Source organism: Flaviflexus massiliensis (genome assembly GCF_001375495.1).
In the GTDB taxonomy this organism is placed as follows: domain Bacteria; phylum Actinomycetota; class Actinomycetes; order Actinomycetales; family Actinomycetaceae; genus Flaviflexus; species Flaviflexus massiliensis.
The window spans coordinates 798854-823812 of record NZ_LN831058.1 but is presented as its reverse complement, the minus strand read 5'-3'; the positions used below and the strand labels follow the sequence as shown (position 1 = coordinate 823812).

Sequence of the window (24959 nt, the reverse complement as noted above, 5' to 3'; positions counted from 1 at the left end):
TTCGCTAGGACCGTCGCGCTGCTACGCGGCGGTCTTTTCATTTGGGTTACGCCGGCTACGCGGCTCGTAATTGGTGACGAGGTCTCCTTGATCCAGGCCGTAAGCGACTTCGAGAGCGGTCAGCATCGCTGTGGATGCACCTCTAGAGCCGTTTTCGATGGCGCAAAGGGATCCTCGAGAGATCGTGATTTCTGGAGACTTCTCCTCGATGAGCGCACATGCCTCAGCGAGAGAGAGCCCGAGGATGTTCCGGAGCCCCTTAAGAGTGATGACTGGGGGCTGGAGCCTAGCCCGCTTTTCAGTCACGCCTAGTGCTTTTGTTGCCATGCCTAGAATGTACGGCAAACACCTATCCATTGCAAGCAACTTTTAGGCAAACGGCACCAGTTTGCCAATAAAGTGAAGTTACATCCTTGTAATTTCAGGCATAACTAGGCGCGGTGTTTTCCAAATACGTTAGGTGTTTGCCAAAGGTTTTTGAGACTATCTAGGCATGACGGATTATGAAGCTTTAGCCAAGGCAGTAAAGGCCCGCCGAATTGAACTTGGCCTGTCGCAAATCGAGGTCTCACAACGCGGCGGACCCTCAACGACAACCGTCTCCCGCATCGAGCTCGGGCGGCTTCCCAATGTCAGCTCAGACTCTTTGATGAAGCTCGACAACGCTCTCGAATGGTCCCCTGGGTCAAGCGACGCAGTGCTCCAGGGCGGACAGCCCGAGCCGTATCCAATGCATTCGCGGGGTTTTGCGGCATCCGTAGTCAAAGACTCCCAGCGACCCGTCTCGTCCTTCTCGGCGAGCAAGATCGCACTTACCCTTAACCCGGAGATCTTCGACGGCCTAGAACCGGACGAGATGATCGAAGTTCGGTCCTTCGCCGATGCCGCAGCACGCCAACGAGCACGCGAAATTCGCAATTCGAGAATCCATTTAGGCCCCTCCACACTCGGTGAAACTAGACTCCGCGCCCAGGATCGGCTTTATGAGGCTCAGCAGGATGCTGCTAACGAAGAAATGGCGAAGGAAGCGGCAGAGGCCGGCTTTGACAACATCCATGACTACCAAGACGCGGTTGCTGACTATGACGATCTTGCACAGGCGAAGCTCGCCCAGGCCTTGCAGTCCGACTACATGCCGGCAGCTAGTCCGCACACCCAGCCGGACCCCCACAACGACGTAGGGGAGTGAAAGAAAGGAATCAGCTCAATGGAGCCAATCATATTAATTGGGTTAATCACCCTATTCGTCTGGTGGCGCCGAAAGAAGAAGGCGCAAAAACCGGAAATTGGATCCTTGTCCCCTTCAAATAGGGGAACTAGTGGCCGAGCAACGGACAACAAAACTAATGGTGACCATCGTCCTCCGCAGCCGACGCCGCAACGACGACAAATCTGGGGACGTCTCAGTGATCAGATCGAAGTAGAGGGCGAGTTCGCTCGCCCGGACAGCTTCAAAGCTCTCCTCGGCGACGAGCTTGGCTTCCGAACCCAGTCGGGTGCAGATCGAGCGGTGAATCTGCAGCTCGTACCCGATCCGACCAACCCGTATGGTGCCAACGCCGTGGCCGTATGGTGTGAAGGCTGGCACGTCGGCTACGTGCCCTCCGGGAAATCAGCAGAGCTCCAACCCGTTATCGAGAACATAGGAATGAGTCTCGAAGTCCCAGGCCGTATTTGGGCCCGACTCGACGGGTCTAAGGTTCGCGCCCGCGCGTACTTCCACATCAATGCGACGAGCGAACTGAACGCCCATGGGAACCCTCCCACGGATAGAGAAGCACTGCTTCCGGACGGTGCCCGGATGCAGGTTATTGGTGAAGAAAACTTCACCGACATCCTGGCCCCTCATGTGCCAGATAGCGGCGAGATAATGGCCTGGTTGAGACTGAAGATCGATTACGATTTCCGCCCTAACTCGGCAAAGAAGCGTGTCAACGTCTTTCTCGATGAGGAGCAGATCGGCTGGCTGTCTGACGTCCAGTCGGCCAATATGCTGCCCTTAGTCGAGTACGTCAACGAACGTGGCAAGGTCGCAGTTGCGAAAGGCGTGATAGGCGGCTCCCCACTCAAAGCAGAAGCCGTTCTCTATGTTGCACGTGCCGCAGACGTGACCCGTGACTGGCTCGACTCCCAGGGAGAACCAACGGCGGTTGAGTCCGTCAAGCGCCGCGAATTCGAATGGGACGACGATGAATGACATGCCGGCGGCGTCCCCGCATGCACAGCCAAGCGCCGACGGTGGGAAGGGTTGAGATGGGGGATCGTAAAGCGAAGGGTTGGTCAAAGAGCTCCGTCAAGAAGGCTGGTTCTCGTATTAGGGCGTACCAGCGGGGTGACTGCGATGAAGAAACGTACAACCAAGCCCTTGATACCGTAAGCGCCTACCGGAGGTCATTCTCTCCGGGTCTCACTCGTATCAACATGGGACTGCGGTCTTTCCTCTCCACGCTTGGCTTGACCGGGAAAGTTGCTCAACGCCTTAAGCGTGAGGAAACGATCATCGAGAAGCTGTCCTCGAGGGAAGCTCGTCTGGACTTCTCGCGCATGAGGGATATTGGTGGATGTCGCGTGATTCTTGGGTCAGAGCATGGCATCAGCGATCTGTATCGATTGAGAGATTGGATCGTCTCAACTTGGGGACCCGATGTGCAGGTGATCGACTACATCGAGCAGCCTCGCGTTTCCGGGTATCGAGCTATTCATATCGCGCCCCAATTCGATGGGTTGGTTTATGAGGTGCAATTGAGAACCGCGATCATGCACCAGTGGGCGCAGGCTACAGAAAGGTACTCCTCTCTCACTGGGTTCAATTACTAGAGCGACGGCACTACACAAATACACCAAAGATTCAAAGACATATCCGACAAGCTTGCCGAAATCGAGGCGCAAGAGGACCTGTCTCGCGACCTTGTCGAGGCCTTGGTAGAACTTCTTTCGGGACTTTCTGTAGACTAGACGGTTCGCTACGGTGCGGTACAATTTGCTTATTAGGAGGGGTGAACATGATGAAAAATCCGGCAGAATCTCCCATTCTCCATTTCCTTTTTGTCTACGACAGAGAAAACGACAGCGTTGATATGACGGAATTCGGGGAGGACTCAGAGCGCGCTTTGGACGCTTACGCTGAAGCGGAGCGAAAGTATCGCCATCGAAAGTCTTTCGACATCGTTCTTATTGGATCCGATTCCCTTGAATCCGTTCGGGAGACTCATTCGACCTATTTCAAGAGCGAGGCACACAGCTCCATCGACAGCGTTCTGAACGAACTGGTACGGATGGAACTAAATCACTCAGCGCAATAGACCAGGAACTTCGCGGGGCCGGGCCGATTGGTCCGGCCCCGCGTATATCCTCGAGTTCGTGACTGAATCTGATCTCATCGCCGCTCTCGAGGATGCGGGTGTGCATGTCGTGTTCCTGCCGTGGCCGTTGCCGGGTGCGTATTGGCACGCTCAGCGGCTCATCATCGTGGATGCACGTCTCTCCCCTACATGGCAGCGGTGCACGCTGGCTCATGAGGCGGTGCATGCCTGGTATGGGCATGATGGGCCGTGTGAGCCGGCTCGTGAGGCGTGGGTGGATGAACATGCTGCAGGACTACTCGTGAGCGAAGCCGAGTATCGCCTGGCTGAGCGGATCCACGGCACTAACATCCACGGTATTGCGGATGAGCTCGACGTGACAGACTGGATTGTGGAAGCATTCCAGCGGACGCTACGGCGTGTAGCGTAGGTGTTTTTGTCTGCCAGTAGTGAACAAAACTGCTAGGGGTACGTTGGGGGTACAGTCACCACTGCCGGAGGGCGGTTTCCCGCATGATACCAACGAGGAGCGGTGACTCCCCCATCCTCCGCCATTTTCCGCGATCTATCAATCCATTGATAGATCGCGGAAAATCTTTTGATCTGTAGCAACTTAGTTTTGAACGTATAGCACGGCGTATAGATCATTTCGTGTCGGTTTTGACTACCCTCCTCGCTCAATACTCGATGGTTCAGTCGGGCAACCAACCGATACGGCAACAGGAGCCGGGCTAAGAAAAACTACGTCGCTTCGAAATTCCTACTTGTCCACAGAACTAGCACTCCACTAAGCAATCTAAGAACATCCAGATCCAAGGGACCAAACTCCTATCAAATGAGAATATGAGTTCGTGTCTTGCTCGGAGTGCGGAAGCATTACTGCCACCAGGAAAGTGCTGACGCCACCACAAGACCGCAACGATGCGGGCTGGATTAGGAAAAACACAACATCGTGGAACAACTAGATATTTTGGTCAAAGAAGCTCGGGATTTAGACCGACTAGGAAGAACAATTCGTTTCATACCATTCGTAAAGGCTCAACCAACTCCCTCGCTAAAACACGAAGAGACTGTTTGCGTCGCTGGGGTGGCACTCAACCCCTACGATGGGTACGTCTTTATCCGATTCGATTGTCTGTTTTCCGAGATGAACGGTCCTTTAAACGGTTGCGTCCCTTAGTGTGGTGTAACGCTTTCTGATGGTGGGCCTTGGGAAATATTGGGGCGGCCACCGTCAGTAACCTTTCGACTCAACTACCACATCTCACCGAAAGGCACGTAACGATGACCGCTGCTCCGCATTCTATCGACCCTGCAACCTATCTGGACGATCTGCTGGCACAGGCTTCCCCGGATCTGATGCGTCAGATGCTGCAAGGGTTTATCAACCAGATCCTCTCCGCCCAGGCTGATACCGTCTGCGGGGCTGAATACGGCGTCGCTTCTGCTGAGCGGGTCAACCACCGTAACGGGTACCGTCACCGAGACCTCGACACCCGGGTCGGCACGATCGATGTGGCGGTACCGAAGCTGCGCCACGGCGCGTTCTTCCCGGACTGGCTGTTAGAGCGACGTTCACGGGCCGAACGAGCCTTATCGACTGTGATCGCGACCTGCTACCTCAAAGGGGTTTCCACCCGTAGGATGAATGACCTGGTGGCAACACTTGGGATTTCCAACATGTCGAAATCCCAAGTATCGCGCATGTCGGAAGAACTCGACGAGATGGTCGCAGACTTCAAAAACCGCCCACTCGATCCCGGCGGGTACGCCTACCTGTCCTGCGACGCATTGACGATCAAAGTGCGCGAAGGCGGCCGGGTGGTCAAATGCTCCGTACTTTTGGCCACCGGTGTTAACGCTGACGGGTACCGCGAAATGCTCGGCATACATGTCGCCACTGCGGAATCCAACGCATCGTGGAAAGGCTTCTTCCAGGACTTAAAAGCCCGCGGGCTTTGTGGTGTCTTCCTTATAACCAGTGACGCCCACGAAGGCATCCAGCACGCCATTTCTGAAGTGCTGCCTGATGCGTCGTGGCAGCGGTGCCGCACCCACTTCGCGAAAAACCTCTACGAAAAGGTCCCGAAGACACAGTGGCCGATGGTCTCTGCGATGTTCCAGACCATCTTCCAGCAACCCGATGCCTCATCTACTTGGGGACAAGCCCGGGAGGTCGTCGACTTGTTGGAGCCGAAATTCCCGCAGGTTGCGGCCTATCTGGAGGAGTCGCTTGATGAGGTGTTGGCGTTTACCGCAGCGCCGAAACCAGTCTGGACGAAGGTGTGGTCGAACAACCCCACCGAGCGGTTAAACAGGGAGATCCGCCGGCGCACCGATGTCGTGGGCATCTTCCCGAACCGCGAATCCATCATCCGGCTTGTCGGTGCGGTTCTTGCCGAGCAACACGACGATTGGATCCAACAAAAGCGCTACATGTCACTGTCCGCACTCGAACACACCAAACACCTCATGCACCACCCAGGAGGTGATCATGGCGACCAACACCAGCTAACCGCCTAACCCAAAACCCCGAACTTCATACCGAGCCGAAAGCTAGACCGCTACACCACTACACGGGACTTGACCCTTTAAACAGTACGAATGCATCGATATTGGGGTCTCCCGTCCAAGAAACGACCTTCGAGAGGAAAGCCTCAGAATTACATCTGACCCGATAATCTCTGGAGAACTCGTTCAAGGATGGAATCGGCGATCTGAGCTAATCGCCGAACTGCCCGCACCCTCACTGTGCGAACTCCAGGCGGCAATCGCCATCGACCCAGAGGGACAGTCACTCGCAGCAATTGAGATTAAGAAGGGACCACAGTTACATGTCACTCACAATGAGGGTTGGAGCAAGTCTCAGGAAAAGGCCATCGACAAGTGGGCTCAAGATGATTTATTTGGCCACAGGGCAACGCGTCCAACTCCGACAAAGTACCGCATCTACCTCACGTTCACCTGTACAGACCCAAAATGCAAAGGTCATCGGTTAAGCCTTATCGATTGGGAGGCAGGCGCACTTGAACGTCGACTGCGTGAGCCAACAATCGAGTATGCACAACAGGAGTTTCAGAAGAAATTTGTTGATCAGAAGTTCAAACCAGGGAAGATCACCCGAATTCTAGTTGGGAATCAGGGACAGCCAACGAACAGAGCATCTTGTATGGCATTAGGCCTATTTGGACCTTACGATCCGCCACTAGCTCGGCTCTTCTAGATTTTACGCAGAGCGAATCTTCTTAACCTCGTCGATAACAAGGCTTCGATGGCACTGCGAGTGGTCAGATTCGTAGCAGAGGACGATTATCGGCCCAGATTCTGCCAAATTTGCGAGAGTGTGAATCGCAAGTTGACCCTCATGCGTTTTCAGAATTTCTGTTTCAAATCGGGAGTGAGCAGCCTCAGCCATGGGAGTACCTGGCTTAGAGAAAGCAGCTCGATTATCTTTTGGGTTACCGAGCGAACGAAGGTGCACATAGGTTAAGCCAGCAGATTCAACTGCTTCCCGTAGGCGAGTCTTTGAGAAGCCCTTCTTCCTGCTGATGGCATTCTTCCGAATATCAACAATGGCGTAAGCGCGAGTTTGAGCCGCCGTCTCCAAAAGATCATTCAGCGTCTTTCCCTCGTAACCCCATCCAATGAAACGCTGCTCAGCCATGACCCTGATCCTACAGCCCTTAGGAAGCCACGCCCGGATGGAATTTCTCAACTGGAAGGAAAGCCACAGGTTGTCATTGGACCAGGATGGCACGCGAGAAGCCTGGTGACTCTCACCACCGTATCCTCTGTCTTTCCTGTCACCTGCTACTGTGGATACATCGGTCCGCTGAGTCTTACCCCGGGCCGCTGGCGCGCAGGTCACGTCAAATCCTGCATGACGCCCATGTGCTTTAAAAAGTGACACCCCGGTGAGACAACTCCCGATTGGTTGATTCGACTTTATGTCTTCTGATTTCTCACGCCTTGGCGTGCCCGCTGCCCTGGTTACTGCTCTGGCTGACCACGGCATCACCTCCCCCACCCCGATCCAGGAAGCAACGCTTCCAGACTCGCTCCGTGGCCGCGATGTCCTGGGGCGTGGTCGCACGGGCTCCGGAAAGTCCTTTGCTTTCCTTATTCCTGTCGTGTCTCGACTCCTCGAGTCAGGTTCACCCCGCAAGCCCAGGAAGCCTCGCTCCCTTATTCTGGCTCCGACCCGTGAACTTGCATTGCAGTTGCACGAGTCCCTTGTTGTCCTGGAGAAGAAAACATCACTGAAGTCCGCCGTGATTTTTGGTGGTGTGAACCAGAATCCTCAGGCGCGCGCCCTGCAGGCCGGAGTCGATGTTCTCATCGCATGTCCGGGCCGCTTGCTTGACCTCATGAGTCAGAAGCTCGTTGACCTTTCCGCCATTGAGATCACCGTTATTGACGAAGCCGATCACATGGCTGACATGGGGTTCCTGCCCAATGTTCGCCGGATCATGAGGGCGACTCCCGAGCGTGGCCAACGACTCCTCTTCTCGGCGACACTTGATTCTGGCATCTCGACTCTGGTCAAGGAATTCCTGCACAAGCCGATCACTCACGAAGCCGATTCGGCGCTCTCCCCCGTCTCCGCCATGGATCACCACGTGCTCCGAGTGTCAGCCGATGATCGTCTGGAAGTCGTTGCTGCTCTTGCGGCAGCCCCCGGCAACACCATCGTGTTCACACGCACGAAGTATGGTGCGAAGAAGCTCGCCAAGCAGCTGATTAAGCTCGGTGTTCCTGCGGTTGATTTGCACGGCAACCTTTCGCAGAATGCTCGCAATAGGAACATGGAGGCCTTCCACTCGGGCCGGGTAACCACGCTTGTGGCAACGGATATTGCTGCCCGCGGCATTCACGTGGATGATGTTTCTCTTGTTGTTCACGCCGACCCGCCTGCCGAGCACAAGGCATACTTGCACCGTTCGGGTCGTACCGCCCGCGCCGGCAAGGCCGGCACCGTTGTCACGCTCGAAACTCCCGAGCAGCGAGGTGATGTTCGGTCTCTGCTTCACAAGGCACGGATCCAGCCGGAGTTTACCGATGCTGATCCGAAGCACCCGATCCTGAGGGAGCTCGCACCCGGTGCGCGGAACTACCTCACTCCCGAAGAGGCGGCGGAGATGGCCGGAAAAGGCCCGCAGCAGCCTGCGGCGACCGGTTCTGGCGGTGCTTCCAAGAAGTCTCAGGGTTCGCGAGGCCGCGGACACGGTTCTCAGTCGCGTGCAAACACCGGGGGTTCACCAGCCCGTGGCTCCCGAAATCAGGGCTCGGGGTCCCATAATTCCGGATCTCGGAATGGGGGCAGAGGTTCAAACAGTACCTCCCGCTCCTCCCGTTCGTCTCGCTCCCAGGGCCAGCGGTCCCGCCGCCAAGCTAGCTAACCCATTGCTCGCTTCCACACCTCGTTCCAGGTCTGGGAGCGAGCAACCTGGATTTGAACTCTTTTGCCACACTCTTCCCTACAGTGGGGCTATGGATCTTCATTCGAATCTGGCACCCGTGGAATCCTTGATTGGTGTGTGGCGCGGGGAAGGAACCGGCCACTATCCGACGATTCCGTCCTTCACGTTTGATGAGGAGCTGACCTTCACCAACATCGGCAAACCGTTCCTGCACTATCAGCAGCGTACGTGGGGGCCGGGCGGGACACCGATACATACAGAAACGGGTTACGTGCGGGTGGTGGGATCTGATCTCGTCGAGTTCGTTCTTGCGCTCCCCACGGGCCAGGCCGAGATCGGTGAAGGCCCCCTCATCCCCACCGATACGGGCTTCTCGATGTCGCTCACTTCCCAGGTCATCAACTCGTCGACGGCGAAGCTGGTGGAGTTAACGGTGCGGAAGTATGTGGTGGATGGGGATCGGTTGCACACGTCGTTTGGTATGGCGGCGGTGGGACAGAATCTCACCAATCATCTCGAAACCAATCTCGTTCGAGTAGGAGAGAACCCTTAAGAGGCAAGCAGACACTGCCTAACCGGTCCGGTTTTTGGTGCTGTACGGCTACTTGTATTCGGTTTCCCAGCTCGTGGAGTAGTCGGCGATCTTCCATTCGCCATCGACCTGTTGCACTTCGTAGGTGGCAACGAGCGTAGTTTCTTCGATAAAGCTTCCCTCGAAGTCGGCAAGCCCGCTGACTGTCGATTCGAATTTGACCTTGTGGATGATGACGAGGGAATCGTTGGTCTCATCGAGGGACAGGATATTTGCCTCGAGATTCATGACCCGGGACTTGGTCTGTGGATTGCCTCTGTCCCAACCGTTGTTGGTGTAGAGCAGTGCGAGAGAGTCGTTGGGGTTTTCTGTGTTGAGCAGGCCCTGCTCGGCAAGCTCCGGATGGACGAAGATATGTGCGTGGTCATCCATCCACGCTTTCGCACTTTCTTCTGTGTAGTTGAAGGCAAGCTCGGAGGTGGCGAGCTCTTCGGTCGCGAACCGAGTCGTGAAGTAAATGGCGTCGAGAACATCTTCATCTGCCAACGTGAAGTTGCTGTGCTCGATCAGCGTGTTAAACGTGTCGATGTTGTAGTCATCGGGCAGAACCAGCCGCTGGAAGGTTTCATCCCCTACCGTGAATTCTTCTCCAAGGAGGAAGCCGGGGTTCGCGGGTGCCAGTTTCAGCCCAGCTCCACCCTTCGGGTCCGAACTGTCTTCGGCATCGTCTGCCGGTTCTCTACTCAGCCCAGCATCGCTGTCCGGGGAGTTTGGGGTAGCTTCGTCAACCGCGCCCTCGGGTTCACGAATACCTAACTCGAATTCGGTGTCCCCGGAGTCTTCGGTTCCCTCGGCTGCTTCACCTGTTGGTGTGGAGCTGGGTGCGGAGGTGGTGGTTTGTTCGCCGGAGGTAACTTTAGTGCCCTGGTCTTCGGTGACCGATCCACATCCCGCCAAGGCAAGTGTAGCGATTATCGCGATGCTACGTATGCGCATGGTCACCTCCTCTGGCCCCAACCTATTCTAGGAACTTTCATGCCCCGACTTGGGGATGCAAGTGGGGAGAGGTATCCCACTGTCACTCTATGCGCCCTGCAATGGTTGACACGGTGGGAAAACCGTGTCTAGGGAGACCGGACGTGTGGGGTGAGATAACGTAAGGGGGTGAACTCTCATCCCCGGCACAGCTACCGTCAGCGCCTGCAACAGCGACAGACCGTGATCTTCGGTTCGATCGGTCTTGTTTTGACGCTGTTCTTGGTGCTCGGTTTGCTCTGGTTCACTAACATTTTGCCCTTCCCCATGAAGCGGGATTTCTCGACCGCGGCCGAACAGGAAGAGAACGTGGTGCCCTGCCTCGTTGAGGGAACGACCTCGGTTGAGCCCTCTTCCATCACGGTCCGTGTCTACAACGCGAGCACGAGAACGGGCTTGGCGGGGAATGTTGGCGGGAAACTATCCGAGTACGGGATCGTCATCTCCGATGAATTGAACTGGGGTGGTTCCGAACCGCAGGCCCCGGTTGTTGTCTACTCTTCCCTGAACGCTCTCCCCCAGGCCTACACTCTCGCCCGCATGTTCCCCTCCGCCACAGTCCTACTCGACGGCACAACAGATACCGAGGTTCTCGATCTCGTGCTCGGTCAGGAGTTCACGGAAATGCGTCCCGATGGGGAACTTGCCGAGCTTCAGGCAGGCCAGGAGCTGACCAATCCGGAGAACTGCGTCGTCATCGAACGCTAACCAACCCCAACATTCACGCGTGACCCGAGCGCACTTGATTCACTCAGCCCTCATCAGTTGGCACTCAAGACCTGGATTATCTGATCCTGGCAATCGTGAAACCAATCATTTCCCTGCTCCAAGCAACGTCTCCACCCAAGATTCACGCAGGCTTGCGGACCGGGTTCAGCTGGTTTCTCCTCTTGTTTTCTGGCCTGTTTAGTTCACTGGCTGGTTGTCGAGCGTGATCGGGTCAGCCGATTCTATCCAGTCGCTCACGGTGTCTGTCTCGTACGCATCGGCGAGAGCATTGGTCGCATCCTTGTCGACAAGAACGATCGATTGCCCGCCCTCCGACCAACCGGTCCCATCGTGTGGCGCCGTGAAGAACACTTGCTCGGGTCCAACAACATCGGTCATGAGACTGAGAAGCATGGTTTGGGAGTACATGCCATCCCTCCCATCAACCTCGATGTGTTCTCCAGCAAGATTGGCGAGGTCGCGCAGTTGAGCGGGAGAGGCGTCTTTCATGGAGTCCGCAACCGCGGCGAGGAAAGCCTGTTGCCTGCGGACCCTATCAAAGTCTCCTCCGGGTAGTGAGTATCGCTCCCGCACAAACGAGAGAGCCTCTTCGCCTTCCAGGGTCACCGGACCGTCGGCCGTCTCAACCGTGATGGGTCCTAGAATCTCCGATAGTTCGGTGAACGCAGCAAAGTCGACAACAAGTGTGTGATCGATGCTTGACCCGTAGAGACCATCCACGGTCTCCGTAAGAAGTTCAGCCCCACCAAAGGCATACGCGGCATTGATTTTGTGTACTCCCCGTCCGGGAATCTCGACCCACAGGTCGCGGGGGATGGACATGGTGGTGAGATGCTCCCGTTCACCATCGGACCGGACCAGCATGATGACATCCGCCCGCTGAGAACCGGAATCAGCATCGATTCCAATAAGAAGGAAGGTGACGGGTTCTTCCTGGCTTACTGCCTCATCAACCCCATCGGTTTCCTCACCCGGATCGTCCGTTGTACTCGTTTCATCCGCGCCAGTTTTACCGTCACCGGTTTCGGTTTCTACCTGTGTGGGTTCTTCCGTTGGGGAGGATTCTGGCTGCTCGGTGCCGCACGCTCCCACGAGGAGGCATGCGGCCAGAACTGTGAGTTTAGTCGTGGTAGAGGACACGGAACTTCTCGACAACAACTAGGTCGCCTGGCGCCAACGTTTCCCGCACGGTCTCCCAGTCACCCCGCTCTTCCAGACCTTCCATCTCCTCCACCGTGTGGGTGGTGACGTGGGCGGTTTGGAGGAGAGCGACCGGGGTGCCATCCTCGCGAGTCAGGATCGAGAATCCACCGGCTTCCAGCTGCTCCTCGTGCTGATTGGCGGGCGAGGTCAGAACAAGCACCTTGTCTGCGAGTGCCTTTTCGGCAGTGTCATTGTCGAGTGACCAGGCTGGTGGCACCAGCGTGGAGTCACGGCTGGGTCCCGTGACGACCTCGAAGGGATTGATCCGGGCCTGGAGCATGGCGTGATTCCAGAACGCTTCGATCCTGGCATCGCCTCCCTGCGGGGTTTCCTCAGTCATCGACCGTTTCCCCCTCGCCGGCAGCCTCTCGCTCTTCGGCACGTTTCTGTTCTTCGGCAAGCCGTGCTCGCTCATCAGCCCGCGCCTGTTCGGCTACCACTTCGGCAAGCTTCTGGGCGGTCTCACTCGTGGCGAGGGACTCTTGAATGTACTGGGTGGTCAGCACCCGGGAGACGGCGTTCACCATGAGGAGGGCGCCAGCCCCTGCCCCCCACTTTGCCTTCTTGTTCTCGGATTGGAGAGCAGCAACGAGCAGGGAGCCGCCGACGGCGGCCTGGATCGAGGCGGAAGCGTTGAGAAGACCCGGGCGTGCAAGGAAGACCTTGCGGTAGGCTTCCCACATTTTCGGTTTCGCAACACCGTGGCCGGAGATCTCGAGGGCAATCATGTCGCGCACGGTCTTGGCGAGCGTCGACTTCTCAAAGATTTCGGCATCGGGAAGTTCCGTCACTTCCATCCGCCCGTCGAGCACGTCAAGGTATTCGGGGGCGAGCCCCATGGCTTGGATGAAAAAGGCGGGGCCAAGAACCTTGCTCGACAGCAGGGCGTCGCGAACTTCCTTCGAGGACCCATCATCCATTTCCAGGACGCAACGGCGCGCGAGAGCTCCCGCACCCAGATGTTCATCCGCGAACTCCTGTGCCGCAACGTGTTCTTCCATCCAGTCGAGGATGGGAAGCTGACCATCCCACGTCCACGTGTGGGTGCGCTGGTTATCGAGCGACACCGTGAGCAGGGGGCCGCCTTCGCCCTTGGTGCGTAGCGTGAGGTGGAAGACCGGCTTGGGGAACAGCGACTTGTGAGCATCGAAGGGTTTCGTTGTCATGATCGCGTTGGTATTGCCCAGCGGCACCACCGCCATCGACAGTTTCGTGACTGCCGCAAGCGCGGGGATTTCCGCGAGCGCAATGTCTGTCAGCATGAGGAACGGGACGTCCGGTTCATCCTTGTCGCTGGGAACCTCGTCCGCGGGTTCTTCATTGTCTGGTTCGGGCTCGGCCACGGAGGCGAGGCCCTCGTCTCCTTCACGGAAGAAAGCAACGTCTTCGGCCACGTCGGCAGCAACGGATCCAAGGTCGATATCGCCGTAGCGGACCTCACCGTCGATGACGATCTGGACTTTGCGGAGCTTGGTGTCCATGAGGTCAACGAGTTCGGAGAGGGGCATGCCGGGGATGACGTAGCCTTCTTCGTCGAGGATGGCGACGCGCCTGCGTCGTCCCGTGACGGCCAGTTCGATTTCGTAGTGCCCGTTTTCGATGTTCTTGCCGCGGGCAAGGACTCCCTCGTCTCGGAAGAATGCTTGGAAGGCTTCCTCGTTGAAGAGTGCTTCGTCCAGTCCGTAAATGTCCCCGCTGACGGGGCGCCACATGGTCATCGGCTTCCCTTCCTGCGGACTCTGTCCACTTCGTAGAGGGCGATCCCGGTGGCCACGGCTGCGTTGAGGGATTCCATGTCACCGGAGATGGGGATGGAGCAGATCTGGTCGCACGTGTCGCGGACGAGGCGGGACAGGCCCTTGCCTTCGGATCCGGTGACGAGGACGAGCGGCATGTCTGCCAGTTCCAAATTGTCGAGCATAACGTCGCCTTCCCCTGCCAGCCCGACAACAAAGTACCCGTTGGATTTGAGTTCTTGGAGGCTGCGGACGAGGTTGGTTTCACGGGCGATCGGGACCCTCGCGGCGGCACCTGCCGAGACCTTCCAGACTGTGCCGGTCACGCCTGCGGAGCGGCGTTCGGTGATGAGGACGGCGTTGGCGTTGAAGGCGGATGCGGAACGCAGGACGGCACCGAGGTTGTGGGGGTCGGTAACCGAGTCAAGCGCAAGGATGAGTCCCGGGGTTTCCAGTTCCGCAATCGACTCGATCACGTTGTCGAGCGACTCGTAGTCGTAGGGCGGTACTTCGATGGCGATCCCCTGGTGGGCCGCGTTCTCGGTCATGACATCCAGGTGTCCCCTGCTCACTTCAAGAACGGGGGCACCCTGGGCGGCTGCGAGGCGGGCGGCTTCTTCCACCCGCTCATCGGTCACGTTTCCGGACACCATGAAGACTCGGGTCAGGGGGATTTCGGCGCGCACCGCCTCGAGTACGGGGTTGCGTCCTGCGATCAGTTCGTGGCCGGGTTCGAGCTTGAGGTAGGCGGGGAGCTTACCGCCAGCACGGGCGATCTTGATCGCTTCGTTCCGTTTTTCTTCCGCTTCTTTCGCTTTCTTCTTCGCGTAGGCGGGATGGTATTCACGGTCGGTTGCCTTCGGGGTGGGGCCGCGGCCTTCGAGCCTGCGGCGTCTCACCCCTCCGGATCCAACTTTGGGGCCCTTTTTGCTCGATGGTTTGTGCTTGCTCATCAGTTCTCCTTGACGTGCCAACGGACGCCGTCGGCACCGTCTTCAACAATGATCCCGGCCTCGGTGAGGGTGTCACGGAGCCGATCGGCGAGTTCCCAGTTCTTATCGGCGCGGGCCTGGGTGCGCTGTGCGAGGACCTCTTGGACGAGCACATCGAGTGCAGCATCGTGCGAGTTCTCGGATGCGTGACGCCACTGGTCAGATCGGGGGTCGAGGCCAAGAACGTCGAGCATCGCACGGATCGTGATCTGGGCTTCGGACACGGCAACATCGTCGCGTGCCCCGAGTGCCACGTTGGCTTTGGTGACGTGGTCGTGAATGACTGCCATGGCAGCCGACACGTTGAGGTCATCATCCATGGCCTCTCGGAATTCCTTCGGCATGTCATCCGCGGTCACGGCAGCCACCGCGTCAGAGTCTGCCTCGCCCACGGTCTCGGCCGCGCGGGAGAGGAAGCCGGAGAGACGCTCCCAGTTGCTGCTCGCCTCCGACAGGGTGGTCGGTGAGTAGGCGACGGTGGACCGGTAGTGAACGGTCGTGAGGGCGAATCGGAGAATGGGGGCGGAGACCGTTTTGAGGATCTCGGAGACAACGAGGGAGTTGCCGAGCGACTTGCTCATCTTCTCCCCATCAACGGTCACCCACGCGTTGTGCATCCAGTACTTCGCGAAGCCACGTCCCGCCGCGTGGGACTGGGCCTGTTCGTTCTCGTGGTGGGGGAAGCGAAGGTCGATGCCACCCCCGTGAATATCAAACTCGTCGCCGAGGTAGCGGCCGGCCATGGCCGAGCATTCGATGTGCCACCCGGGCCTGCCCCTGCCCCAGGGACTGTCCCAGGAGGCCGATTCGGGCTCCCCTTCCTTGGGTGCCTTCCACAGGGCAAAGTCGTGCGGATTGCGCTTATCCTGCTCCGCGTCGTTTTCGTCGACCGTCATGTTCTTCACGCTCTGTCGCGTGAGCGAACCGTAATCGGGGAGGGACGATACGTCGAAGTAGACGTTTCCGGGATCGCCAACGTAGGCATGCCCAGCATCAATAATCTGCCCAATGAGCTCGATCATGTCCGTGATGTGCCCGGTTGCTCGCGGTTCGTACGTGGGTGGCAGGACTCCGAGGGCACGGTAGGCGGCAGAGAATTCCTGCTCGAAACGGTAGGCCCACGCCCACCACTGCCAGCCCGCCTCCTTGGACTTTGCGAGGATCTTGTCGTCAATGTCGGTGACGTTGCGGACCGTTGTCACCCGGTACCCGGATCTGGTGAGCCAGCGGGCAAGCACGTCAAAGGCCAGTGCAGAACGCAGGTGCCCGATGTGTGGGGAGCCCTGAACGGTCGCGCCACACAGGTAGATGCCCACTTCGCCCGGGGTGCGGGGTTCAAACACCGCTTGAGTCTTGGTCGCTGAGTCATGAATTTCCAGAGTCACACCACTAGGTTACCCGTATCGGCACCGTTCTTCGCAGGACTGGAGGCAACCGGCTTCAGTCATTATTCACTTTCCGTTATCAAACTCGCGGTACTGTGCAGGAATGAGCAAAGTGACAAAGCGGGCGAACCGCAACAAGGTAACAACGTGGGCGCTGTGGGACTGGGCTTCCGCCGCTTTCAATGCGGTTGTCACCACCTTCGTGTTTTCCGTCTATATCTCCAACGCCGACCTGTTCGGAGATGACGCGAACACGAACCTGGGATACACGATGACCGCGGCCGGCATCTTCGTCGCCATCATCGCCCCGGTCGTTGGCCAGTCCGTGGACCGCTCGGGCAAGCGCCAGAAACTGATCTTTGTCACCACCCTCATCACCATTCTTGCAACGGGCGGACTCGCTCTCGTCAGGCCCGACGAGTCCTACCTGTGGCTCGGGTTGCTCCTCCTCGCTGTTGGCAATATCGCGTTCGAAACCGGTTCGGTCGTATACAACGCGATCCTGGCCGACATCTCCACCCCGAAGACCATCGGCAGGATCTCGGGTCTGGGATGGGGACTGGGATACGTGGGTGGAATCGTCCTCATGCTCATCCTCTACGTTGGCCTCATCGGTCCCGAAGTGGGCTGGTTTGGTGTGACCTCGGATGATGGAATGAACATCCGGGTCTCCATGATTTTCTGTGCAATCTGGACGCTCGTGTTCTCCCTGCCCCTCATGCTCACCGCATCCGACACCCCACCAAAAACCACCGAGAAGGTCGGGGTCATCGGCTCCTACAAGGCCCTCTTCGCCTCGATCAGGCACCTGTGGAAGAAGGACCGGTCCCTCGTGTGGTTCCTGGGCTCCTCCGCGCTCTTCCGTGACGGCCTTGCCGGAGTGTTCGCCTACGGTGGTGTGCTTGCCGCAGCGGCCTTCGGATTTACTTCGGACGAGGTGCTCGTCTTCGGTATTGTCGCGAACCTCGTTGCCGGTATCGCCACCATTTCCTTCGGCTACCTGGATGACAGGGTCGGTGCCCGCCCCCTGATCCTCTTCTCGCTCGGCTCCATGCTCGTCCTCGGCACGATCATCTTCATCCTCCACGACGCGGGACAAATGGTGTTCTGGATTTGCGGTCTGCTTCTGTGCGTATTCGTGGGCCCCACGCAGTCCAGTTCGCGCACCTATCTCGCCCGCATCATCCCTCCCGGTGAGGAGGGTGAAGTGTTCGGCCTTTACGCCACAACCGGGCGAGCAGTCTCCTTCCTCTCCCCGTTCATGTACTCGACCGCGATCACCCTCGGTGCCACGCTTACGGGTTCCTCGAAGGAAGCAGCAGCCCACTTCGGCATTCTCGGAATCGTTCTCGTCCTACTCTCCGGCTTCATCACGTTCTTCTTCGTCCGCCCCAACGAGGTCAGCAATACCGAAAAGTAACGCCGAGCAGACCTGATCAGGCACCAGCAAAGCTCCGCAGAGTCACAGTTAGTGGAGAGTTACGGGCCAGTCGCCTAATGTTCGATCACTTTGCTGTCAGTAGCACTGTTGCGAGGGCGGCGATGCCCTCAACCCTGCCAAGAGCACCCAGGTGATCGGTCGTCGTGGCGGAAAGAAGAACGGGTGCACCGAGGATCTTGGTCATGACTTCTTGCGCTTCCATCCGTCGTTGTGAGAAGCGCGGCTTGTGGCCGATGACCTGAACCGAAACGTTGTTGATCTCCCAGCCGTCCTCCCCCACGAGCCTCACGGCTTCGGCGAGGAGAGCTGAGCCCGAAGCACCCTTCCATTCGGGACGGTCGGTACCAAAGACAGTGCCGAGTTCACCAATCCCGGAGGCGATAAGGAGAGCGTCGGCTGCGGCATGGGCAACGACGTCAGCGTCGCTGTGTCCTGCAAGCCCGCCCGTGGGTGAGAATTCGAGGCAGGCAAGCATGAGGGGGCGCGGCTCATCGGAAAAAGCGTGCACGTCGAGTGCGCTTGCAACCCTCACGCGTCCTCCAAGAGCAGTTCGGAGAATTTCAGATCGAATGCGGTCGTGACCTTGAGGGCAAGGACGCTGCCCTCAACGATCACGACATCGTGGCCCAGGTATTCGACCAGGCTCGCGTCGTCCGGCGCACCATTTGCTCCCGGCCACACGAGTTCGTGGGCCTCGCGGAGAATGTCACCGCGGAAGGCTTGGGGGGTTTGGACTTGACGGAGGACGGTCCGGTCGAGCGTGTCTTCCACGGGTTCAAACCGTTCGTGGGGAATCACCTTCTTCACGGTGTCCGTGACCGGCACTCCCGGGACCGCCCCGGCGTGGCCCGCAAGAATCGCATCCCGCACACGCACCGTGACCTCCGGGGGTGTCAGGCACCTGGCAGCATCGTGCACGAGAACAATGTCAGCATCCGACACGATATCGAGGCCGTTCTTGACGGACTGTTGACGGTTGTCCCCGCCCGCCACGATATCGATTCCCGGGCCGACAAGGCTCCCGAACACGTCTTCTGTTCCGGGAGGGATCGTCACCACGATCCGGTCGGCAATCTGGGAGGCATGAACCCCGTCAAGGGCTCGCTCTATAAGTGTGCGCCCGCCCAAAGGGACGAGCGCTTTTGGCATGTTGAACCCGAGCCGAGTACCCATGCCAGCGGCGGTCACAACAACCGCGGTCGTCATGTCAGTTCAGGTTCTCATCGAGAAGCGCCGAAGCCTCTTCTTCGTTGATGTCCTTTGCGAGAGCAACCTCAGATTCGAGGATCTGACGTGCCTGGGTGAGCATCCGCTTCTCACCTGCCGACAGGTGACGGTCCTCGTCCCTGCGGGTCAGGTCGCGAACAACTTCCGCCACCTTGATGACGTCACCGCTCGTGAGCTTCTCACCGTTCGCCTTGTATCGACGGGACCAGTTAGCAGGCTCTTCGACGAGTTCTTCACGAAGAACGTCGAACACCTCTTCAAGCTTCGCTTCGTTCGACACGTCGCGAACACCAACATCCTCGATGGAGGAGGCGGGCACCTGAATGACGAGGTCTCCCTGAATAACCCGAAGGGTCAGGTACTTCAGTTCCTCACCATCGATGACCTTGGTTTCAATATCTTCGATATAAGCGGCCCCGTGGTGGGGGTAGACAACAGTCTCGCCAACCTTAAGCGACATAAATAGAAAGCCTTTCAAAAAATCAGCCCAACTAGACCCCTATTCTAGCATCATCGTGAATTGTGACCCCAGGATCCGATAATTCCCCGGCAGGACGCCTTTCAAGTGGACAAAATAGGTTATTCTGGGGAATTGACATAGGAGGTCATGTGAATCCGAAGCGTCTCGTCGCCGCAGGCGCCCTGCTCTTGCTTGCAGCGTGCTCGACAACAACTGAAGCAATCACTCAGAAGCCGTACGCACCCTCGGACGGTATCCGCGTCCATCTCGATTCCGACGTTGTTTTCGAGAACCTCATGGTGCTCACCGACGGTAGCGGCGAGGGCGTGCTCGTTGGTCTTGTCAACAACCGTTCTGAAGAAGACACGACGGCCACGATTGTTGCTGACGACTTTGATGCGGCCTTCGATGTCGATGCAAACAGCCACATCAACTTCTCCTCCGACGAGGTCGCAGAAGAGGATGAGCTTATGGTGGTGGAAGGTGACTTCCAGCCCGGTGACAACATCTCGGCTGTTATCGCTGCTTCCGGTTCGGAAACCACGTCCCTCATCCCCGTGATCTCGGCGTGCACTCCAGAGTACGAAGACTTCCTTCCCTTCACTCCCGACTGCGACTAATCACAGTCTTTCGGTAAGGCTTTCTCCCTGTGGCCAGCAATAGCTGGCCACAGGCATATCCGCTAAGGACCGGGGCCCGCTCATGCGGGCCCCGTGATCATGTCTGCTTCAGCGCTGTAGTAGGCCCGTTTTATTCTTCGGTGACGAGCTTGTAGCCGAGTCCGCGGACGGTGCGGAGCATGGTGGGTGCGGAGGGGTCGAGTTCGATTTTGGAACGGACGCGCTTGACGTGAACGTCGAGAGTCTTCGTGTCACCAATGTAGTTGGGCCCCCAAATGCGGTCGATGATCTGGCCGCGGGTGAGGACACGGTTGGGGTTGCGCATAAACAGTTCGAGGAGTTCAAACTCGCGCAGGGGCATGGCGATCGTTATTCCATCGATGCGCACTTCGTGGCGGTCCGTGTTCATGTAAACCCGGCCCACGGTCAGTGCCGAATCTTCGCCCTCTTCCTCCTCTGGTGCGCCCCTGCGCAGCACTGCCCTCATGCGAGCCACCAGCTCACGGTAGGAGTATGGTTTTGTCACGTAGTCATCCGCGCCGATCTCCAATCCCACGACCTTGTCGATCTCGGAATCCTTGGCGGTGAGCATGATGACGGGCACGGAAGATTTCTGACGGATCTGACGGCACACTTCGGTTCCACTCAGCCCCGGCAACATGAGGTCGAGTAGCACAATATCGGGCTGTGCACGGTCGAACGATTCGACCGCTTCCTTGCCGTCACCGACGGCAAATACGTCGTAGCCGTCCCGACGGAGCTTGAAGGCAAGCGTGTCACGGTACGAGGCTTCGTCTTCCACAAGCAGGATCGAAGTCATAGCAGGTCCTCTTCCTTATAGTCGGTCGCACTAGAAACATAGGCAGCGGGGATAATGAAAGTAAATGTGGAGCCCTTGCCGGGTTCGCTCCAGAGCTCTACTCGGCCACCGTGATCGGCAGCCACGTGCTTGACGATGCTGAGCCCCAGACCCGAACCACCGGTCTCCCGGGTTCTTGCCTCGTCACCGCGGTAGAAGCGTTCAAAGACTCGTTCACGCTGCTCGAAGGGAATACCAACACCCTGATCAACAACTGCAATTCTCATTTCACCGTCAAGTTCACTGACGCCGATGGAAACCCTGCCACCGGGATTGGAGTAGCGAATCGCGTTGTCGATAAGGTTGCGGATCGCCGTGGTCAGAAGAGACTTGTCACCAAAGGCGTGCGGGTCCTGGGAGGGGCCGGCGACGAGGGTGATGCCGCGACTTTCGGCCTCAATCCGGCAGCGGTCCATTGCCTCGGTCACAACCGAATCGAGTTCGACAAGTTGCAGGTTCGTGAGGGCGGCGCCGTCTTGCAGGCGGGAGAGTTCGATGATGTCTTGAACAAGAGCGGCCAGCCTTGTGGATTCGCGCTGGAGCCGTTCGCTGAACACCACGACGTTCTCGGGCTCATCGGCACACTCCTGGAGTGTTTCTGCGAGAAGTCCGATTGCCCCCACGGGGGTTTTAAGCTCGTGAGAAATGTTCGCAACGAAGTCGCGCCGGGTTGCTTCCAAGCGCTTCGCTTCGGTCGTATCAAAGAACAGGACGAGGGTACGATCCCCGCTCACGGGAGCCACGCGCACGGACAAAATGAGTTTGTCCATGCCTTCCACCGTGCGGCGCATCGACATCTCCATGTCCTGCACCTGCCCCGTTTCACGTACCTCGTTCACGACCGCAACAATTTCAGAACGGGTAATCCGGGTGCCACGCACCAGGCCAAGGGAGTAGGCAACTGTTGAGGCCCGCTCAACGTCACCGGCGCGGGTGAGGAGGATGTGCGCCTGAGGCATGGCAGCAAGCAGGGACTGGATGTCACCATCGTTGATGGCCGGGGCCGTCTCGACGCTTTCCTCCTCTTCAGTCCGGTAGGCACGATACGCCCACACGCCACCCACTCCAAGAAGCACACCGAGGAGGAGGGCGACGATGAGGTGAACAATCCCAAAGCCAGACATAGCACCAGAGTAATGTGTCGGTACACAGTTCACCCACCCAGGTACCTCCCGCTCACTTTCCGTTAACCTGAAAACCGTAAAACGTTAACCAAGTTATGATGGGATCATGCTTGGACATTTTAAATCCCCTCCGAGCTTGAAACATTAGGAGACACTATGCGCGAGCTCTTTAAGCAAGAAATGCAGCAACTCGGCGACGACCTCGAAAAGCAGGGCCGTGAAGTCGCACGCTCTATGAAGCGTGCCACCGAGTCCCTCAAGGACGCCAACCTCGCGCTAGCCGAGCAGGTAATCGATGCGGATAAGCGCATCGATGCTCTCGAGCGCAACCTGGACGAGATGGGTATTTCCGTCCTCGCCAGGCAGGCCCCCGTCGCGGCCGACCTCCGGACCGTCGTCTCAGCACTGCGCATCTCCTCCACCCTGGAGCGCATGGGAGACCTCGCCCGTCACGTCGCCTACGTGGCCCGCGGCCGCTACCCCGAACGCGTCAACACCGGCCCGATCTACGACCTTCTGGTGGAAATGGCAGAGCACGCCACCATCGTTGGTGAGCGCGTCGCCGAACTACTCGACACGCACGACCTGTCGCTTGCTGAGCGCATCGAAGAAGAGGACAACCTTCTGGACGAACTGCACCAGAAGTCGTTCTCCCTCATCCTCGATCCCGCAAACGACGTCGACCGCCAGGCCATCATCGACTCCGTCCTGCTGGCCCGCTACATGGAGCGCTTCGGCGACCACGGCGTTTCGATCGCCCGCCGCATCACCTTCCTCGTCACCGGAGTCAACGCTGAACGCGATGAAACCATCCGCCAGGTAGCAGAAAGCCACGAGGAACAGAGCTAACAGCAGCTTCTTACCCTCAATGGGTGGGCCGGGCACTAGATGTCTGGCCCACCCGTTTCTTTACCCGCACTCCCGTCACGCATCTCGTCCCCACAATCTACGGTTGCGCGGTTAATGGTTGACCATTCCGGTCAGTGCACTGATAGCTGCCGAGTGGCTCAAGGGACGAGGGCCGCACTTGGCAGGACAGAGGTAGTTTGCTGCCGCGCCTTTGCGAGGGAAGACAGACAAAGGGGCCAGCCACTGGTGTGGCTGGCCCCTTCCGGTTCAATCCTTAAGGTTACTTACCCTGGTTGGCAACCGCGTCGATCGCGGCCTTGGCTGCCTCGGGGTCGAGGTAGGTGCCACCTGCGGTGATCGGCTTCAGATCCTCATCCAGTTCGTAGTAGAGGGGGATGCCGGTGGGGATGTTGAGACCGGAGATCTCCTCATCGGAGATACCGTCAAGGTGCTTGACGATGGCGCGCAGCGAATTGCCGTGCGCGGTGATGAGAACGGTCTTGCCGGACTTGATGTCGGGCACGATCTCCGAATCCCAGTACGGGAGCATACGCTCAAGAACGTCCTTCAGGCACTCGGTTGCGGGGATCGGTTCACCTGCGTAGCGGGGATCCTGATCCTGAGAGAATTCGGTTCCGAGTTCGATTGCCGGCGGCGGCACGTCGTAGGAGCGACGCCACTGCATGAACTGCTCCTCGCCGTACTCGTCACGGATTTCCTTCTTATTCTTGCCCTGCAGAGCGCCGTAGTGGCGCTCGTTGAGGCGCCAGTTGCGCTTGACCGGAATCCAGTGCAGGTCAGCAGCGTCGAGAGCCAGGTTCGCGGTGGAGATGGCGCGACGCAGGAGGGAGGTGTGCAGAATATCGGGGGTCACGCCAGCATCAACCAGGAGCTGACCGCCGCGCTTCGCCTCTTCCACACCCTTCTCCGACAGCGGCACATCGACCCAGCCGGTGAAGAGATTCTTTGCATTCCATTCACTCTCGCCGTGGCGGAGCAGAACTAGTTTGTAGACCATGTACCTATCTTTCCATGTCAGTAGTTCATTAACGAAGGACGGCGGACCTAGTCCGCCGATTGATCGTGGGCTGGAGCTTGCGCGGCCTCCTGCGCATCCAGTTCCGCCTCAGCCTTACGTTCGAGACGGTCGGAGTTCATGATGAGCCTCATGACCGCGGCAAAGGCCCCGAGGGCAAGGATTGAAGGCAGGACAGCAAGTAGATTCTCCACGTGACCAGTCTATCCGCCCAGCGCGTGAAGAACATCCCTCACGAGAGTGACATCGATTTGTCCGGGGGCAGAGCCGCTGTCCAGCGACGCAAACGTGGCAACCGACCCGAGAGAGCCCGCCGCAAGACGCGTCCACGCAGCCTCGGGACCCATGGAGATGGAGATTATGGGAACTCCGTAACGGCCACGGAGCTCACGCGATAGTTCCATGTGCCGCCACGTGTCGTCCGAGTAGGCGGGCATGAAGGCAATCTTGAACAGGTCAGCCTCCGCTTCCGCCATAAGTTCCACCGTGTCGACAATGTCGTCGTTTCGCGGCGTGAGCTCAAAGTTGTGGTGGGAGGCAATAACGGAAACACCGAGATGGTGCAGGGGAGCAATAAGACCGTGTGCGGGGGGCCTGTTGATCTCGACATCAACGACCGTGACCGGTCCTTGCGCGAGCGAGAGGACCGCCTGCTCATAGTCGCTATCCGAGCCCGCGAATTCGCCACCCTCACGGTCGGTTCTGATGGTCGCGATGACGGGAATGGTGGCATTGGCCAGGGCTTCCAGGCAGCCTTCCCAGTCGGTGCTGAGATCGGCGCGCCACTCGATTAGGTCGGCGCCTTTGAGAGCTGCAGATTCTGCCTTCTTTTCGAGCTCCTTTGGCTCCCCAAAGATGGGAACAATGATCGCGGGAACTCGGCCTCGCCTTTGAAGCGCTTCCGGTAGGCCTACTGCCATTCTTCACTCCTCATAAATGCCACTCAACAACGCCGCAATAATCGGACCGGGTAAGCGGCGGTGAACTGGTGGCGGGCAGGTGCCCACGT

28 protein-coding genes are annotated in these 24959 nt (G+C 58.2%); 12 read left to right on the top strand and 16 right to left on the bottom strand.

Annotated features, from left to right (window positions below):
- Positions 1-21 precede the first annotated feature (21 nt).
- Positions 22-327, bottom strand: a complete 306-nt coding sequence (locus tag BN1241_RS07660; protein ID WP_054953053.1) for a helix-turn-helix domain-containing protein — start codon at positions 325-327, stop codon at positions 22-24.
- Positions 328-493: 166 nt separating this feature from the next.
- Here BN1241_RS07660 and BN1241_RS07655 point away from each other — a divergent pair, with 166 nt between their 5' ends.
- From BN1241_RS07655 to BN1241_RS07630, 6 genes are all read left to right on the top strand, one after another.
- Complete coding sequence (locus tag BN1241_RS07655; RefSeq protein ID WP_054953052.1) at positions 494-1189, top strand: helix-turn-helix domain-containing protein; 696 nt, start codon at positions 494-496, stop codon at positions 1187-1189.
- A gap of 18 nt (positions 1190-1207) precedes the next feature.
- Entirely contained in the window at positions 1208-2197 is a 990-nt protein-coding gene (locus tag BN1241_RS07650; RefSeq protein WP_147599329.1) for an HIRAN domain-containing protein, read from the top strand.
- Between the two features lie 257 nt (positions 2198-2454).
- Positions 2455-2817: a RelA/SpoT domain-containing protein gene (locus BN1241_RS12995; protein ID WP_187117617.1), complete on the top strand. Its 363-nt coding sequence runs from the start codon at positions 2455-2457 to the stop codon at positions 2815-2817.
- A gap of 185 nt (positions 2818-3002) precedes the next feature.
- A complete protein-coding gene (locus BN1241_RS07640; protein ID WP_187117616.1) occupies positions 3003-3302 on the top strand; it encodes a hypothetical protein in 300 nt (99 codons plus the stop codon).
- Between the two features lie 58 nt (positions 3303-3360).
- The gene (locus tag BN1241_RS07635; RefSeq protein ID WP_054953049.1) at positions 3361-3732 is read left to right on the top strand and encodes an ImmA/IrrE family metallo-endopeptidase; all 372 of its coding nucleotides are present in this window, start codon (positions 3361-3363) and stop codon (positions 3730-3732) included.
- A gap of 854 nt (positions 3733-4586) precedes the next feature.
- Positions 4587-5825 carry an IS256 family transposase gene (locus tag BN1241_RS07630; RefSeq protein ID WP_054951813.1) on the top strand — a complete coding sequence of 413 codons (1239 nt, stop codon included), beginning with the start codon at positions 4587-4589 and terminating at the stop codon, positions 5823-5825.
- Positions 5826-6528: 703 nt separating this feature from the next.
- On the opposite strand, the gene BN1241_RS07625 is transcribed toward BN1241_RS07630, so the two are convergent.
- Positions 6529-6966 carry a DUF488 domain-containing protein gene (locus tag BN1241_RS07625; RefSeq protein ID WP_054953048.1) on the bottom strand — a complete coding sequence of 146 codons (438 nt, stop codon included), beginning with the start codon at positions 6964-6966 and terminating at the stop codon, positions 6529-6531.
- Positions 6967-7249: 283 nt separating this feature from the next.
- Here BN1241_RS07625 and BN1241_RS07620 point away from each other — a divergent pair, with 283 nt between their 5' ends.
- Both BN1241_RS07620 and BN1241_RS07615 read left to right on the top strand, forming a co-directional pair.
- A complete protein-coding gene (locus BN1241_RS07620) occupies positions 7250-8701 on the top strand; it encodes a DEAD/DEAH box helicase (protein WP_054953047.1) in 1452 nt (483 codons plus the stop codon).
- Positions 8702-8792: 91 nt separating this feature from the next.
- The gene (locus BN1241_RS07615; protein WP_054953046.1) at positions 8793-9275 is read left to right on the top strand and encodes a heme-binding beta-barrel domain-containing protein; all 483 of its coding nucleotides are present in this window, start codon (positions 8793-8795) and stop codon (positions 9273-9275) included.
- A gap of 48 nt (positions 9276-9323) precedes the next feature.
- On the opposite strand, the gene BN1241_RS07610 is transcribed toward BN1241_RS07615, so the two are convergent.
- Positions 9324-10250, bottom strand: a complete 927-nt coding sequence (locus tag BN1241_RS07610) for a hypothetical protein (protein ID WP_054953045.1) — start codon at positions 10248-10250, stop codon at positions 9324-9326.
- Between the two features lie 168 nt (positions 10251-10418).
- Between BN1241_RS07610 and BN1241_RS07605 the strand changes: the two genes are divergently transcribed.
- Positions 10419-10997 carry a LytR C-terminal domain-containing protein gene (locus tag BN1241_RS07605; RefSeq protein WP_054953044.1) on the top strand — a complete coding sequence of 193 codons (579 nt, stop codon included), beginning with the start codon at positions 10419-10421 and terminating at the stop codon, positions 10995-10997.
- 198 nt (positions 10998-11195) lie between these two features.
- Here BN1241_RS07605 and BN1241_RS07600 read toward each other — a convergent pair whose 3' ends face one another.
- From BN1241_RS07600 to cysS, 5 genes are read right to left on the bottom strand one after another with little or no spacing between them, the layout of a single operon-like run.
- A complete protein-coding gene (locus BN1241_RS07600) occupies positions 11196-12158 on the bottom strand; it encodes an LCP family protein (protein WP_054953043.1) in 963 nt (320 codons plus the stop codon).
- Complete coding sequence (locus BN1241_RS07595; RefSeq protein WP_054953042.1) at positions 12139-12561, bottom strand: ASCH domain-containing protein; 423 nt, start codon at positions 12559-12561, stop codon at positions 12139-12141. The genes BN1241_RS07600 and BN1241_RS07595 overlap by 20 nt, the downstream gene beginning before the upstream one ends.
- On the bottom strand, positions 12554-13939 hold the full coding sequence (locus BN1241_RS07590) for a hypothetical protein (protein WP_054953041.1): 1386 nt from the start codon (positions 13937-13939) through the stop codon (positions 12554-12556). Before BN1241_RS07590 ends, BN1241_RS07595 begins: the two co-directional genes overlap by 8 nt.
- Complete coding sequence (gene rlmB, locus BN1241_RS07585) at positions 13936-14910, bottom strand: 23S rRNA (guanosine(2251)-2'-O)-methyltransferase RlmB (protein ID WP_054953040.1); 975 nt, start codon at positions 14908-14910, stop codon at positions 13936-13938. Before rlmB ends, BN1241_RS07590 begins: the two co-directional genes overlap by 4 nt.
- Positions 14910-16334: a cysteine--tRNA ligase gene (cysS, locus tag BN1241_RS07580; protein ID WP_054953039.1), complete on the bottom strand. Its 1425-nt coding sequence runs from the start codon at positions 16332-16334 to the stop codon at positions 14910-14912. Before cysS ends, rlmB begins: the two co-directional genes overlap by 1 nt.
- Before the next feature lie 103 nt (positions 16335-16437).
- Between cysS and BN1241_RS07575 the strand changes: the two genes are divergently transcribed.
- Positions 16438-17754, top strand: coding sequence for an MFS transporter (locus BN1241_RS07575; protein ID WP_054953038.1), 1317 nt, complete (start codon positions 16438-16440; stop codon positions 17752-17754).
- A gap of 85 nt (positions 17755-17839) precedes the next feature.
- Here BN1241_RS07575 and ispF read toward each other — a convergent pair whose 3' ends face one another.
- Genes ispF through BN1241_RS07560 form a run of 3 tightly spaced genes read right to left on the bottom strand, consistent with a single transcriptional unit; the run spans position 17840 to position 19462 of the window.
- Complete coding sequence (ispF, locus tag BN1241_RS07570) at positions 17840-18307, bottom strand: 2-C-methyl-D-erythritol 2,4-cyclodiphosphate synthase (protein ID WP_054953037.1); 468 nt, start codon at positions 18305-18307, stop codon at positions 17840-17842.
- Positions 18304-18981: a 2-C-methyl-D-erythritol 4-phosphate cytidylyltransferase gene (ispD, locus tag BN1241_RS07565; RefSeq protein ID WP_054953036.1), complete on the bottom strand. Its 678-nt coding sequence runs from the start codon at positions 18979-18981 to the stop codon at positions 18304-18306. The genes ispF and ispD overlap by 4 nt, the downstream gene beginning before the upstream one ends.
- A 1-nt stretch (position 18982) precedes the next feature.
- Positions 18983-19462 (bottom strand): CarD family transcriptional regulator, encoded by a 480-nt coding sequence (locus BN1241_RS07560; protein ID WP_054953035.1) that lies wholly within the window; start codon positions 19460-19462, stop codon positions 18983-18985.
- A gap of 149 nt (positions 19463-19611) precedes the next feature.
- Between BN1241_RS07560 and BN1241_RS07555 the strand changes: the two genes are divergently transcribed.
- Entirely contained in the window at positions 19612-20082 is a 471-nt protein-coding gene (locus tag BN1241_RS07555) for a hypothetical protein (RefSeq protein ID WP_054953034.1), read from the top strand.
- A 130-nt stretch (positions 20083-20212) separates the two neighbouring features.
- Here the strand turns inward: BN1241_RS07555 and BN1241_RS07550 are convergent, their stop codons facing one another.
- Entirely contained in the window at positions 20213-20902 is a 690-nt protein-coding gene (locus BN1241_RS07550; protein WP_054953033.1) for a response regulator transcription factor, read from the bottom strand.
- Positions 20899-22065, bottom strand: coding sequence for a sensor histidine kinase (locus BN1241_RS07545; protein ID WP_054953032.1), 1167 nt, complete (start codon positions 22063-22065; stop codon positions 20899-20901). The genes BN1241_RS07550 and BN1241_RS07545 overlap by 4 nt, the downstream gene beginning before the upstream one ends.
- Positions 22066-22221: 156 nt before the next feature.
- Here BN1241_RS07545 and phoU point away from each other — a divergent pair, with 156 nt between their 5' ends.
- Positions 22222-22914: a phosphate signaling complex protein PhoU gene (gene phoU, locus BN1241_RS07540; RefSeq protein WP_054953031.1), complete on the top strand. Its 693-nt coding sequence runs from the start codon at positions 22222-22224 to the stop codon at positions 22912-22914.
- 280 nt (positions 22915-23194) lie between these two features.
- Here the strand turns inward: phoU and BN1241_RS07535 are convergent, their stop codons facing one another.
- From BN1241_RS07535 to aroD, 3 genes are read right to left on the bottom strand one after another with little or no spacing between them, the layout of a single operon-like run.
- Positions 23195-23932, bottom strand: coding sequence for a phosphoglyceromutase (locus BN1241_RS07535; RefSeq protein ID WP_054953030.1), 738 nt, complete (start codon positions 23930-23932; stop codon positions 23195-23197).
- Positions 23933-23979: 47 nt separating this feature from the next.
- The gene (locus BN1241_RS12990) at positions 23980-24144 is read right to left on the bottom strand and encodes a hypothetical protein (protein WP_187117615.1); all 165 of its coding nucleotides are present in this window, start codon (positions 24142-24144) and stop codon (positions 23980-23982) included.
- Between the two features lie 9 nt (positions 24145-24153).
- Positions 24154-24870 (bottom strand): type I 3-dehydroquinate dehydratase, encoded by a 717-nt coding sequence (aroD, locus tag BN1241_RS07530; RefSeq protein ID WP_054953029.1) that lies wholly within the window; start codon positions 24868-24870, stop codon positions 24154-24156.
- Between the last annotated feature and the right edge of the window lie 89 nt (positions 24871-24959).